The sequence below is a fragment of the Microbacterium sp. KR10-403 genome, from assembly GCF_040196215.1.
Taxonomy (GTDB): Bacteria; Actinomycetota; Actinomycetes; order Actinomycetales; family Microbacteriaceae; genus Microbacterium.
In genome coordinates, this window is sequence record NZ_JBEGDC010000006.1 from 228,143 (window position 1) to 241,629 (window position 13,487).

Here is a 13,487-nt window from a genome sequence, read left to right on the forward strand (position 1 = left end):
ATGTCAGTACGCCGGTCGCGAACGAGAACGAAGGGGCGCCGGTGACGCTGTTCGACGAGAACGTCTCGGTGGTGCCGGCTCCGCGCCGGCGACGGAGGCGTGGAGCGGTCGTGGGCGTCTGGGCGCTCACCGTCGCCCTGGTGGTGCTGCTCATCCTCACGTTCCTGCCGACGGGGTTCGTGATCCAGCGCCCCGGACCCGTGTTCGACACGCTCGGCACGGCCCCCGATGCGAACGGCACGCAGGTGCCCCTGATCTCTGTGGACGGGGCGACGACCTACCCGACCTCGGGCACTCTGGACATGCTCACCGTGCAGGCGGTCGGAAACCGCGAGCGCACGCCGTCCTGGCTCGAACTGGCCACGGCGTGGTTCGACCCGTCGAAGGCGGTGCTGCCGATCGATGCGGTCTTCCCCGAGGGTGAGACGGCGGAGCAGGTCGAGCAGCAGTCCGCGGCGATGATGACCGACTCGCAGAAGGAGGCGACGGCTGCGGCACTGCTCCACCTGGGCTACGACGTCCCTTCGAAGCTCACCGTGTACAGCCTCACCGACGACTCGGCGGCCCAGGGCGTCCTGCAGAAGGACGACGTCATCCTCTCGGCGGACGGCACGAAGATCTCGGGCATCACGACGCTGCGCGACGTCATCGCGAAGGCCGAGGGCGCGCCGGTCACGCTGCGGATCCAGCGCGACGGCGCCGAGAAGACCGTGTCGGTCACCCCCAAGAAGTCGACGACCGACGGGAAGACCACCTGGCTCATCGGCGTCAGCCTGCTCACCGACTACGACTTCCCGATCGACGTCACGATTCAGCTCGACAACGTGGGCGGTCCTTCGGCGGGCATGATGTTCGCACTCGGGCTCATCGACACGCTCACCCCCGGCTACCTCAACGGCGGCAAGAACGTCGCCGGCACCGGCACCATCAACGCGGCCGGCGACGTCGGGGCGATCGGCGGGATCCGGCAGAAGCTCTATGGTGCGAAGGATGCCGGAGCCGCCTACTTCCTCGCGCCCAAGAGCAACTGCGACGAGGTCGTCGGCCATGTGCCGTCGGGCCTGCGGGTGTTCTCGGTGAGCACGCTGGACGATTCGTTGAAGGTCCTGAAGACGCTGCGCGACGGGGGAGACCTCGATGCGCTGCCCACATGCGGCGGATCCTGACCGTTTTCACCTGATACACACAGAGGCCCTCCTAGGATGAGGAGGTGACCTCGACACCGGCCCCCGCTGAAGCCACGCCTCGTCGTTCGCGCCGAGTCATCGCGATCTCACTCGTGATCATCGCCGCGCTGGTCGTGGCGTTCTTCGTGTTCGCGAACCTGTACACCGATTGGCTCTGGTACGACCAGCTCGGTTACGCGAACGTGCTGACCACGCAGTGGTTCGCGCGCGTGGGGATGTTCGCGATCGGCTTCCTCGGCATGGCGGTGCCGGTGTGGCTGTGCATCCAGCTCGCCTACCGCCTGCGCCCGGTCTATGCGCGGCTCAGCGCGCAGCTCGACCGGTACCAAGAGGTCGTCGAGCCGCTCCGGCGCCTCGCGATGTGGGGGATCCCGGTCTTCTTCGGCTTCTTCGCCGGGTTCGCGGCATCCACCCAGTGGGAGACCGTCGCGATGTGGCTGCACGGCGTGCACACGTCGGTGAGTGACGCGCAGTTCGGCCTCGACACGGGCTTCTACATGTTCGCGATGCCGTTCTACAGTGCGCTGCTCGGGTTCACCTCGGCCGTCGTGCTCATCTGCCTCCTCGTCTCGGCGGTCGTCGCGTACCTGTACGGCTCGGTGCGCATCGCCAACCGCGAGCTGCGCATCTCGCGCGCGGCCCGCATCCAGTTCGCTGTGCTCGCCGGCGTGTACCTGCTCCTGCAGGCGGCGAGCATCTGGCTCGACCGGTACAAGACGCTCGTCTCCGACAACGGCACCATCACCGGCCCCGGCTACACCGAGGTGCACGCGACGATCCCCGGGCAGATGATCCTCGCGATCATCGCGGCGCTCGTGGCGATCCTCTTCTTCGTGACCGCGGTCATCGGCCACTGGCGCTACCCGCTCATCGCGACGGGCCTGCTGATCGTCTCGGCGATCGTCGTGGGCATGGCCTACCCGTGGGTGGTCAACACGGTGCAGGTCAGGCCGAACGCGCTGACCCTGGAGAAGACGTACATCCAGCGGAACATGGACGCGACGAAGACCGCGTACGGGGTCGACGGCATGGACTCGACCGACTTCGCGGCCGAGACCGATGCCACGAAGGGGCAGCTGCGCGCCGACGCCGACACGACCGCGCAGATCCGCATCATGGACCCGGCGATCATCCCGCCGACCGTGCAGCAGCTCGAGCAGTACCGCTCCTACTACCAGTTCCAGGATCCGATGGACGTCGACCGCTACGACATCGACGGGACGAGTCAGGATGCCGTCGTGTCGGTGCGCGAGCTCAACCTGACCGCACTGGGCACGAACGTGAGCTGGCAGAACACCACCCAGATCTACACGCACGGGTACGGCATCGTGGTGGCCAAGGGCAACGCCCGCACGAGCGACGGCAAGCCGGTGTTCCTGGAGCGCGGCATCCCGTCGTCGGGCTTCCTGTCCGACAGCGACTACCAGCCGCGCGTGTACTTCGGCGAGCACTCGCCCGAGTACTCGATCGTGGGCGCACCGGAGGGGTCGAGTCCCATCGAGCTGGACTACCTGTCGGGCAGCGACACCGGCGGCGACGAGGTGAAGACCACGTTCGACGGCGACGGCGGCCCCAACATCGGCAGCTGGTTCAACAGGCTGGTCTACGCGCTGAAGTTCCAGTCGGAGCAGATCCTCTTCTCCGACAGCATCAACAGCAAGTCGCAGATCCTGTACGACCGTGACCCCGCGCTGCGCGTGCAGAAGGCGGCGCCGTACCTCACCCTGGACAGCGACCCCTACCCGAGCGTCGTCGACGGCCGGATCGTGTGGATCGTCGACGGCTACACGACAAGCGACAGCTACCCGTACTCGCACACCACGAGCTTCTCCCAGGCGATCGCCGACTCGTCGAATCCGACGCCCACCATCGCGATGGACGACGTCAACTACATCCGCAACTCCGTCAAGGCGACCGTGGACGCGTACGACGGCCACGTGACGCTGTATGCATGGGATGCCGACGACCCGGTGCTGAAGACGTGGGAGAACATCTACCCGACGACGGTCAAGCCGCTGTCGCAGATGAGCGGCGAGCTGATGAGCCACGTGCGCTACCCGACCGACCTCTTCAAAGTGCAGCGGTCGATCCTGAGCACGTACCACGTCGACGATGCGCAGTCGTTCTTCCGCGGCGACGACAAGTGGGTGACCCCGGACGACCCGCAGAACGGCGATTCGCTGCAGCCGCCGTACTACCTGACGATGAAGATGCCGGGACAGGACAGCCCGCAGTACTCGATGTTCACGAGCTTCATTCCGGCGTCCAATCAGGGCAGCGACTCGCGCAACGTGCTGATGGGCTACCTGGCCGTGGACTCGAACGCGGGCAGCACCGCGGGCAAGAAGTCGAGCGATTACGGCAAGCTCCGGATGCTGGAGATCAGTGCGTCCACGCCGGTCCCCGGTCCCGGTCAGGTGCAGAACAACTTCGACGCGCAGCCTGACGTGTCGCAGTACCTCAACGTGCTGAAGCTGGGCGACTCGCAGGTGCTCAAGGGCAACCTGCTGACCCTCCCGGTCGGCGGCGGCCTGCTGTATGTGCAGCCCGTCTACGTGCAGTCCGCCGGCGCGACCAAGCTGCCGACCCTCCAGAAGGTGCTCGTGGCGTTCGGTGACAAGGTCGCGTTCGAAGACACCCTCGCCGACGCGCTGGACAGCCTGTTCGGCGGTGACTCCGGCGCGACCACCGGTGACAGCGATGTGACGCCGACCCCGTCGCCGACACCCGGCGAGACCAGCGGCACCGACAACGGCGGCAGCGAGGGCGGCACGGGCGTCAACCCCGACACGTCGGTCGCGTTCCAGGCGGCGCTGCAGGAGGCCAAGCAGGCCCTGGCCGACCGCGAGGCGGCCATGAAGGCCGGCGACTGGACCAAGTACGGCGAGGCCGACACCCGGCTGACGAACGCGCTGAACACGCTGCTGCAGCTCTCCGGTCAGGAGTGACGATTCGTGCTCTGGCCCCGCGGCATGTTAGGCTATTGATGTGCCGCGGGGTGGAGCAGCTCGGTAGCTCGCTGGGCTCATAACCCAGAGGTCGTAGGTTCAAATCCTGCCCCCGCAACCAAATGACGAAGGCCCTCACGAAAGTGAGGGCCTTCGTTGTGCACAGCCTCGTTCTGCTGCTGATCCCATGAAGTGGCAGACTGGGGAAGTTCGTGTAATGACCGATGGGAAGAACATGACCGCAGAAGAACTCGACCTGAGCGGCGACTGGGACTTCGACCCCGCCCACACGCGCATCGGCTTCTCGGCGAAGCACGCGATGATCTCCACCGTCCGTGGCGCCTTCAACGACGTGGCGGGCACCCTGCACGTCGACTTCGACGAGCCGGAGAACTCGAGCGCCGAGGTGATCCTGCGCGTCGCCAGTGTCGACACGCGCAGCGCGCAGCGCGACGACCACCTGCGCAGCGCTGACTTCTTCGACGCCGAGACCTGGCCGGAGATCGTGTTCCGCAGCACCCGGATCGAAGAGGTCAGCGAGAACGCACTCGTCGTGTTCGGCGATCTGACCATCCGCGATGTCACGAAGCAGATCACGGTTCCGATCGAATTCACCGGATCGCACCGCGACGCCTTCGGTGCGCTGCGCGCGGGATTCGAGGGCACACGGCGCCTCGACCGTCGTGAGTACGGACTCGAGTGGAACATGCCGCTCGACGCCGGCGGGCTCCTCGTCTCGGAGAAGATCACGCTCGAGTTCGAGATCTCCGCGGTCAAGCGGGAGGGCGACGCCGCAGGCGATGCCACCGACGAGGCCGACGCAGAAGACGCTGACGACGACGCGTCCGACGACGAAGAGGTCGCCTGACCGAGGGCGGCTGACCGCCGTCTGACCGAGCGGCGGCGGCCGGAGGCCTATTCGTACTCCGATCGCCACCGCACCAGCGGCCGTGCACTCCACCGCGCGGTCGCGCTCGTGGCGACGACCTCGCCCACGACCAGGACGTGGGTCGCGGCATCCTGCGTGGCGACCACCCGGAGCTCGAACCAGGCGAGTGCACCGTCGATGACGACGGGCGCGCCGGCCTCACGTCGTGTGTGCGGGACCTGATCGAGCAGCCCCACGAGCGGGGCACCGGGTGCTCCGAGACGATCCGCGATGCCGCGCTGATCCCGCGCGAGAAGGCTCACGGCGAATCGGCCCGAGGCGGTGACCGCTTCGGCGATGCGCGAGAGCGAGAACAGACTCACCACCATCGTCGGCGGGTCGTACGACACCGAGAGGAAGTCGGTGACGGTGGCTGCGACATCCCACCGTCCGCGCACGGCCGAGACCACGGCGACGCCCCGCGCGGCCAGCGTCGCGAGCTGCTTGTAGGCTTCCTGGTCGGCGCGAGGGGAGTCCTCGCCGAGAACGCGGGCGTCCGGGCCGTTCACCGTCGTCAGCCGGCGTGGTGGTGCCCGTGCACCGCGTCGAGGGCGTTCAGCGCCACGAGCGAGTGCGCGTAGGCCCCGCCGGCACGCATCTCGGCAGCGACCCAGACGGCCTCCATGATCTCCTCGTCCGACGCGCCCTTGCGCGCGGCGAGCCTGGTGTGCCCGTCGATGCAGTAGGGGCACTGCGTGACATGGGCCACCGCGACCGCGATGAGCTGCTTGGTCTTCTCATCGAGCGCGCCGGCGGCGAACACCTGGCGGCTGAACGCCTGGAATGCCGCCGCCGTGTCGGGCACGACCTCGTCGCGGCGCCGCAGCAGCTCGGGGGTGCGCTTCGGGTACGGGGAGTCTGTCATGTCGTCCTTTCCGCGACGGAGGGCACCGCCGCAGCCCCAGGCTATGCCCGGCCGGAGGGGTCGGGCTTGCCGTGGGCCGGGAGCCTGGCGAGGATGGAGACATGCCCTCCTCGCAGACCGTCGCCGTCGCCGTGGCACAGTTCGCCCCGACCGGTGACGGCGGCGCGAACCTGCGGCAGATCGAACAACTGACGGACCTCGCGGCCGGCCGCGGGGCGCGAGTGGTCGTCTTCCCGGAGTACGCGAGCGCCTTCATCGACCCGTTCGACGAGAAACTGGCCGCACTTGCCCAGGACGTCGACGGGCCCTTCACCTCGGCGCTCACGGCACTGGCCGCGCGGTACGGCGTGCACGTGGTGGCGGGGCTGCTCGAACGGGGCGTCGACGGACGCCGCGTGCGCAACGCCGTGGTGGCAGTGGATGCCACGGGCCCGGTGGCCGCATACCGAAAACTGCATCTCTACGACGCCTTCGGGCAGCGCGAGTCCGACTGGATCGAGCCCGGCAGCGTGGGCGAGCCGGAGACGTTCACGGTCGACGGTCTCCGCTTCGGCCTGCAGACCTGCTACGACCTGCGCTTCCCGGAGGTCACGCGCCGCATCGTCGATGCGGGCGCCGACGCCGTGCTGGTGCCCGCGGAGTGGGTCCGCGGCCCGCTGAAGGAGCAGCACTGGCGCACGCTGCTGCAGGCGCGGGCGATCGAGAACACGGTCTACGTCGCCGGGGCGGACCACCCGCCGCCGCTGGGCGTCGGCAACTCGATGATCGTCGATCCGCAGGGCGTCGTCACCGCGGCGGTCGGGACGGCGACCGACGTCGCGGTGGGTCACCTGGACGCGGGTGTCATCGAGGCCGTGCGCCGCACGAATCCCGTGCTGGAGCAGCGGCGATTCCGCGTCGTGCCGGCGGAGTGACCGTCGGCCGGCCGCTAGGCGAGCGTCTGCAGCCGCCGCGCGGCTTCGTCGATCACGTCCTGTCGTTTGCACGCGGCGAAGCGGACCAGCGTCGCGTAGTCGCTCCTGTGGGCGGGCGTCACGAAGGCCGTCAGCGGAATCGCCACAACACCCGCGCGCTCGGGCAGTGCGCGGCAGAAGTCGGCGGCATCCCTCGCACCCAGAGCCGCGGCATCCGCCACGGTGAAATAGGAGCCCTGCGGACGCGACACGGCGAATCCCGCGGCCTGGAGCCCCGCGCCCAGCACATCGCGCTTGTGCCGCAGCGCCGCCGCGATCGACGCGAAGAAGGCATCGGGGAGCGCGAGTCCGGCGGCCACCGCGGGCTGGAACGGCCCGCCGTTCACATAGGTGAGGAACTGCTTGACGGCGAGGACGGCGTCGACGAGCGGGGCGGGACCCGAGACCCAGCCGATCTTCCATCCCGTGACCGAGAACGTCTTGCCGGCCGACGAGATCGACAGCGTGCGCTCCCATGCCCCCGGCAGCGTGGCCAGCGGGACGTGCGGGCCGTCGAAGACGAGATGCTCGTACACCTCGTCCTCGACGATGACGGCATCGTGCCGGTCGGCGAGCCGGACGATCTCCTCCCGGACCTCGGCGCCGAACACGGCACCGGTCGGGTTGTGGGGGTCGTTGACGAGGATCACGCGCGTGCGGTCGGTGACCGCTGCGCGCAGCGCATCGAGGTCGGGCTGGAAGTCGGGCCAGCGCAGAGGCACCGGTACGAGCCGTGCACCGGCGAGCGCCACGCAGGCGGCGTACGAGTCGTAATAGGGCTCGAAGACGACGACCTCGTCGTCAGGACCGTCGATGAGAGCGAGCAGCGTCGCGGCGATCGCCTCCGTGGCGCCGGCGGTGACCACGACGTCACGGTCAGGGTCGACCGTCAGCCGGTAGAAGCGCTGCTGGTGCTCGGCGATCGCGGTGCGGAGGGACGGGATGCCGCGCCCCGGCGGATACTGGTTGACGCCGTTCGCGATCGCGGCGCGAGCCGCCTCGAGCACCTCTGCGGGACCGTCCTCGTCGGGGAACCCCTGCCCGAGGTTCAGAGCACCCGTGCGGGCTGCGAGATCACTCATCTCGGCGAAGATGGTGGGGGCGGCGGTGCCGTCGGGGCCGATCAGGCCTGCGCCGGCGGCGACGCGGCGCCATGCTCCGGGAATGTCTTGCACACGACACACGCTACCCGCATAGTGTGATCGCGGTTGCGGCATACGGAACACACAGAAACCAGCGCCATGCTGGCAGATGTCAGCCAGAAGGAGCACCCCATGAGTGAGAACCAGGACAACCGTCCCGAGGAGAACTCCGCATCGCCGTCCATCCCGCCGGTACCGCCGCTGCCGCCCACCACGGGCGCCGCGGGTGCGGCACCGACCGGTGGTGCTCGCCCTGCCCCGCAGTATCCGCCCTACGCGGCACCGGCTTCGCCGGCATCCGCCCCCTCCGCACCCGCTGCGGCATCCGCACCCGCTGCGGCTTCGCCGACGTCGCCCACCCTGCCGTATCCGGGTCAGGGCTTCGGCGTGCCGCCGGCGTCGACCTCCGCGGCACCGGCCACCGGCCAGGTGCGCACGGCGGAGAAGAAGAAGTCCGGCGCCGGCAAGGTCGTGGGGCTTCTCGTCGCCGCCGCGCTCGTCGGAGGCGCCGCCGGCGTGGGCACGACCTGGGCGGGCGCGAACCTGTGGGGGCCGTCCGACGCCTCGTCGACGTCGTCGGGGCCGCAGGTGGTCACGGTCAACAACACCGACAGCGTGAACGCCACGACGGCGATCGCCACCAAGGTGGTGCCCAGCGTCGTCACGATCAACGTCACCGGGGGCCAGAGCGCCGGCACCGGATCCGGGGTCGTCCTGAGCAAGGACGGGTACGTGCTCACCAACACGCACGTCGTCACGCTCGACGGTGAGAGCTCCGACCCGACGATCTCGGTCACGACGTCGGACGGTCACATCTACGACGCGAAGGTCGTCGGCACCGATCCGGTCTACGACCTGGCCGTGATCAAGCTCGTCGGCGCGACCGACCTCACCCCGATCACGTGGGGTGACTCGTCCAAGCTCAACGTGGGCGACCAGACGGTCGCCATCGGCGCGCCGCTCGGCCTGTCGAACACGGTGACCACCGGTATCGTCAGTGCGCTGAACCGCTCGATCGAGATCGCGTCCTCGGCCGCTCCCGACAGCGGCGACAGCGACGGCAGCGACGGCGGGCAGAACGGCCAGGGCCAGCAGGGCGACAACCCCTACTACTTCGACTTCGGTCAGGGCGAGACCCAGCAGACGCAGACCACCGACACCATCAAGATCGCGGTGATCCAGACCGATGCTCCGATCAACCCGGGCAACTCGGGTGGTGCCCTCGTGAACGGTCAGGGCGAACTGGTCGGCATCAACGTCGCGATCGCCTCGGCCGGCAGCACGTCCTCGTCCGATCAGAGCGGTTCCATCGGCGTCGGCTTCTCGATCCCGTCCGACATCGCGCACCGCGTCGCGAATGACCTGATGAAGAACGGCACGGCCACCCACGGCCTGCTGGGTGCGAGCGTGCGCGACGCGGCCAGTGTGCAAGGGGCCACGATCACGGGCGCGTACATCGTCGACGTGACCAGCGGCGGCGGCGCGGCGAAGGGCGGCCTGAAGGCGGGCGACATCGTCACGAAGTTCGACGGCGTGCCGGTGACCGGAGCCGTGGACCTCACGGCGCAGGTGCGGGCGCTGGCCAGCGGCAGCACCGCGGAGGTCACGTACGTCCGCGACGGCAAGACCGAGACCACCGAGGTGACCTTGGGCTCGCTCACCGAGTAACCCCTCAGAGAGAGGACGCCACCCCGCGATAGGCTCGCGGGGTGGCGTCCTTCTCGTTCAGCTCGGGGAACATGGCCAAGCTGGTGCGCATTCCGCTGTACGTCGCGGGACGGCTCGCGACCGTGGTGATCCCGCGGAGCACCGACGAGTGGGTCTACGGCTGCGGAGCGGGCGTCGGCGACGGCGCGCTCGCCCTCTGGAACGAGGCGGCGGCGCAGCATCCCTCCGTCTGGCTGGTCGGGAACGAGCGTGAGCGCCGGGAGGCCGCGGCCCTCGGCATCCCCACGATCCGCCGGCACTCCGCGCGCGGCTTCTGGCGCACCGCGCGCGCCCGCGTGGTCGTGGTGACCCACGGGTTCGGCGACGTGAACCGCTATGCGATCGGCGGCGCGTTCATCGCCCAGCTCTGGCATGGGATCCCGCTCAAGCGCGTCGGCATCGACTCGCCCGAGACCGTCCAGGTTCCCGCCGTGCTCCGCCGCCTGCCGGTCGCGCGTCTCGTGCGCGCGGTCCTGCGACTCGCCTACCGGCGCACGACGCGGCAGATCGGTCTTCTCCCGGCCGCGTCGCATCTCGTGCGCGGGCGGCTCGAGTCCGCGTTCTCGCTGGCCGATGCGCATGTGCCGGTGACCGGCGAGCCACGGGTCGATGTGCTGTCGCGGGGGGATGCCGCGCAGCGGCGCCGCACGGCGCGTGCGGTGATCGGGGCGACCGTGGGCGATGTGGGGGAGCGGCGGCTGGTGCTCTACGCGCCGACCTGGCGCGACGGCGTGGAGGACGCCGCGATCCCGGATGCGGCGGAGTGGGACGCCATCCTCGCGATGCTCGAGGCGCGTGACGCGGTGCTGCTGGTGCGCTCGCATCCGCTGGGAGCAGGCCGGTACGCCCCGCCGCGGACGACGGATCGGGTGAGGATGCTCGGATCCGATGTGCTCGCGGACGTCACGCCGGTGCTCTCGGGCCTCGACGTCTTCCTCACCGACTACTCGTCACTGCTCTACGACGTCACGCTGGTGCCGTTGCCGACGGTGCTGCTGGCGCCCGACCTCGAGGCGTACACCGCGCGTCGCGGACTGTACGGCACCTATGCGGATGTCGGCGGCGACGGCGCGGCACGCACCTGGGCGGAGGCGATCGCCCAGCTCGACGGGGTGCTCGCGGACGATCGCGTCCGGGAGCAGCGCGTGGCGCGTGCCCGTGCGCTGGACGCCCTCGTGCATGCGCATCGCGACGGGGGAAATGCGGCACGCGTGCACGCGGGGATCGTCGCGGGCGTCGCGCGCGCATCGGCGGGGAGGCGGGCACGATGACCGAGGTGCGGCTCGAGGGGGGCGACGCGCCGGCGCTCGTCCTCACGGGAACGGGTGCGCGGCCGCGCTCGGTGCAGCTCGTGGGTGCGCGCGCACGCACCGACGGCCAGTTGACGGGCCGTGGCAAGACGTGGCGTGCGGTCGTCCCCTTGCGCGCCGCGCGGTGGGGCGGACCGCTGCTGCCCCTGCCCACCGGCGACTACACGCTCGTGCTCGACGGGGCCGATGTGCCCGCGGCATCCATCCCCCTCACGATGCTGGGGGCGCTCCGGGTCGGCGTCGAGGCGGGCACGGTCAGCGTCGGAGCGCCGCTGGACCCCGCCTACGAGTCATGGGAGGGGCAGGCGGCCCTCGAGCGCCGGTACGTGACACGGCCGAAGGCGACGCTGGAGAACGCCGTGTTCTTCGAGAGCTTCTACGGGCGCAACGTCAGCGACAACCCGTTGGCGATCGATCGCGAGCTCGTCCGACACGCGCCGCACGTCACGCGGTACTGGAGCGTCGTCGATCTGTCGATCTCGATTCCCGACGGCGCCGTCGCCGTGGTCGAGGGCAGCCCGGAGTGGTGGCGCGCACGCGGCGCGGCGCGGCTGCTGGTCGTCAACGACTGGCTGCGCAGGCGCTTCGAGCGGCGCGGCGGTCAGCGGGTTCTGCAGACGTGGCACGGGACGCCGCTGAAGCGCCTGGCGCTGCACCGCGGTCTCGCGCCGCGGCGCATGGCCGCGGCGCTGCGCGAGTCGGCGCGATGGAACGTGTTGCTGGCGCAGAACCCGTACGGTGCCAAGGCGCTGCGCGGAGCGTACGGCTTCCGGCGCCGCCCGATCTGGGTCGAGGGCTATCCGCGGAACGATGTGCTGGTCACCGGGGACGGCAGGGCGACCCGGAAGCTGCTCGGCATCGGCGCGGATGAGCGCGTGCTGCTGTATGCGCCGACCTGGCGCGATGACCGCGAGGAGATCGTCGACTTCCTGGATGCGGAGGAGCTCGCCCGGCAGACGGGTGCGGTCGTGCTGGTGCGCGGACACTCGCGGACCCTCCTTCCCGGGCAGGACGCGGCCGGGTCCCGCGTCATCGACGTGACGGGCTTTCCGGACGCGGCGGAGGTGATGACCACCGCGGACGCGCTGGTCACCGACTACTCCTCGGTGATGTTCGACTTCACCGTGACCGGGCGACCGATCTTCTTCTTCACGCCCGACATGGAGCACTACCGCGGGCGCCTGCGCGACTTCTACTTCGATCTGGAGGCGCACGCCCCGGGACCGCTCGTGCGCACGCAGGATGAGCTCATCGCCGCGATCCGCGGGTACGACGCCGCGGAGTGGGCGGAGCGGTACGCGCGCTGGCGGGAGGCCTTCAACGCGCGCGACGACGGACACGCCGCGGAGAGGGTCGTGGCGCGCATCCTCGATCAGGGATTCGTGGAGCGCTGACGGTCAGGGCAACGGGGTGTTGCGCGACCCCAGCCGTGAGGTGTCGACGGTGCCGTGGGCGCCGGCCACGAGGCCCGACAGGAACCCCGCGCCCCAGGCCAGATGCATGGTGGGCAGCACCACGAGGGTCCAGAATCGATCGCGCCAGCCACGACCTCCGCCGCGACCCGCTGTGACCACCCCGAGGAGCGCGAGGTAGGCGAGCAGGGGGAGGTAGATGATCGAGGCGAGGGCCGAAGCGCGGCCGCCGAGCACGCGCGCGAGCTGCAGAAGGCCGACGACGATCGCGGCGGCGATCGTGACGACCAGGGCGGGCGGGGCGAAGAATCGCAGCGAGTTGCGGCGTCCGTAGCGCCGGACGAGCTCGCCGCGCCATGCACCCGTGGCGCGGAACTGCCTGGCCAGTCGCACCCAGCTCTCCCGAGGCCAGTAGGTGACCGACAGCGACGGGTCGAACCAGACGCGGTAGCCGGCGCGGCGGATGCGCAGATTCAGCTCCCAGTCCTCACCGCGCCGCACCGTCTCGTCGAAGAGCCCGACCTCTTCGAGGACGTCTCGGCGCATGACGCCCAAATACGCCGACTCGGCCTCGCCGGCCTCTGCGCCGCCGTGGTAGGCGCCGCCGCCCAGGCCGATCGGAGAGTTGTAGGCGCGTGCGACGGCGCGCTGGAACGGCGAGTGCCCGTCGGCGCGCATCACGCCGCCCACATTGGCGGCGCGGGTCCGGGCGAGGGTTGCGAGAGCCGCGCGCACATAGCCGGGGGAGAGCTCGGAATGGGCGTCCACCCGGACGATGGTCGGGTGTCGGCTCGCGCGGATGGCCAGGTTGAGCCCCTTGGGGATGTCAACGCCGGGATTATCGACGAGCAGGATGCGGCGGTCGGCCGCAGCGAGGCGGTGTGCGATCTCCGTCGTCCCGTCGGTGGAGGGGCCGAGAGCGAGGACGATCTCGGAGGGACCGTCGACCGCCTGGGCGAGCACCGTCCGCACGGCGCGCTCGAGGTAGGCCGCCTCATTGAGGACGGGCATCACGAAGGAGACGCCGGAGCCGAC

The 13,487-nt window shown here is 70.0% G+C and carries 11 protein-coding genes and 1 tRNA gene; 8 read left to right on the forward strand and 4 right to left on the reverse strand.

What is annotated here, in order from left to right; genetic code table 11:
* Nucleotides 1-41 precede the first annotated feature (41 nt).
* The 4 genes from ABMQ42_RS15295 (at nucleotide 42) to ABMQ42_RS15310 (ending at nucleotide 5,003) form a co-directional block, all read left to right on the forward strand.
* On the forward strand, nucleotides 42-1,166 hold the full coding sequence (locus ABMQ42_RS15295) for a YlbL family protein (protein WP_349723853.1): 1,125 nt from the start codon (nucleotides 42-44) through the stop codon (nucleotides 1,164-1,166).
* A gap of 44 nt (nucleotides 1,167-1,210) precedes the next feature.
* Complete coding sequence (locus ABMQ42_RS15300) at nucleotides 1,211-4,135, forward strand: UPF0182 family membrane protein (RefSeq protein WP_349723854.1); 2,925 nt, start codon at nucleotides 1,211-1,213, stop codon at nucleotides 4,133-4,135.
* Between the two features lie 44 nt (nucleotides 4,136-4,179).
* Nucleotides 4,180-4,256, forward strand: a tRNA-Met gene (locus ABMQ42_RS15305).
* A gap of 96 nt (nucleotides 4,257-4,352) precedes the next feature.
* Nucleotides 4,353-5,003, forward strand: a complete 651-nt coding sequence (locus ABMQ42_RS15310; protein WP_349723855.1) for a YceI family protein — start codon at nucleotides 4,353-4,355, stop codon at nucleotides 5,001-5,003.
* A 47-nt stretch (nucleotides 5,004-5,050) separates the two neighbouring features.
* Here ABMQ42_RS15310 and ABMQ42_RS15315 read toward each other — a convergent pair whose 3' ends face one another.
* Complete coding sequence (locus tag ABMQ42_RS15315) at nucleotides 5,051-5,572, reverse strand: flavin reductase family protein (RefSeq protein ID WP_349723856.1); 522 nt, start codon at nucleotides 5,570-5,572, stop codon at nucleotides 5,051-5,053.
* A gap of 5 nt (nucleotides 5,573-5,577) precedes the next feature.
* Nucleotides 5,578-5,928: a carboxymuconolactone decarboxylase family protein gene (locus tag ABMQ42_RS15320; protein ID WP_349723857.1), complete on the reverse strand. Its 351-nt coding sequence runs from the start codon at nucleotides 5,926-5,928 to the stop codon at nucleotides 5,578-5,580.
* 101 nt (nucleotides 5,929-6,029) lie between these two features.
* Here ABMQ42_RS15320 and ABMQ42_RS15325 point away from each other — a divergent pair, with 101 nt between their 5' ends.
* Nucleotides 6,030-6,842 (forward strand): carbon-nitrogen hydrolase family protein, encoded by an 813-nt coding sequence (locus ABMQ42_RS15325; RefSeq protein ID WP_349723858.1) that lies wholly within the window; start codon nucleotides 6,030-6,032, stop codon nucleotides 6,840-6,842.
* Nucleotides 6,843-6,856: 14 nt separating this feature from the next.
* Here ABMQ42_RS15325 and ABMQ42_RS15330 read toward each other — a convergent pair whose 3' ends face one another.
* Entirely contained in the window at nucleotides 6,857-8,056 is a 1,200-nt protein-coding gene (locus ABMQ42_RS15330; RefSeq protein ID WP_349723859.1) for a pyridoxal phosphate-dependent aminotransferase, read from the reverse strand.
* A 99-nt stretch (nucleotides 8,057-8,155) separates the two neighbouring features.
* Between ABMQ42_RS15330 and ABMQ42_RS15335 the strand changes: the two genes are divergently transcribed.
* Genes ABMQ42_RS15335 through ABMQ42_RS15345 form a run of 3 tightly spaced genes read left to right on the forward strand, consistent with a single transcriptional unit; the run spans nucleotide 8,156 to nucleotide 12,434 of the window.
* Nucleotides 8,156-9,691, forward strand: a complete 1,536-nt coding sequence (locus ABMQ42_RS15335) for a S1C family serine protease (RefSeq protein ID WP_349723860.1) — start codon at nucleotides 8,156-8,158, stop codon at nucleotides 9,689-9,691.
* A gap of 41 nt (nucleotides 9,692-9,732) precedes the next feature.
* Complete coding sequence (locus ABMQ42_RS15340; protein ID WP_349723861.1) at nucleotides 9,733-11,001, forward strand: CDP-glycerol glycerophosphotransferase family protein; 1,269 nt, start codon at nucleotides 9,733-9,735, stop codon at nucleotides 10,999-11,001.
* Nucleotides 10,998-12,434: a CDP-glycerol glycerophosphotransferase family protein gene (locus ABMQ42_RS15345; RefSeq protein WP_349723862.1), complete on the forward strand. Its 1,437-nt coding sequence runs from the start codon at nucleotides 10,998-11,000 to the stop codon at nucleotides 12,432-12,434. The genes ABMQ42_RS15340 and ABMQ42_RS15345 overlap by 4 nt, the downstream gene beginning before the upstream one ends.
* Nucleotides 12,435-12,437: 3 nt before the next feature.
* On the opposite strand, the gene ABMQ42_RS15350 is transcribed toward ABMQ42_RS15345, so the two are convergent.
* Complete coding sequence (locus tag ABMQ42_RS15350) at nucleotides 12,438-13,463, reverse strand: glycosyltransferase family 2 protein (RefSeq protein WP_349723962.1); 1,026 nt, start codon at nucleotides 13,461-13,463, stop codon at nucleotides 12,438-12,440.
* Between the last annotated feature and the right edge of the window lie 24 nt (nucleotides 13,464-13,487).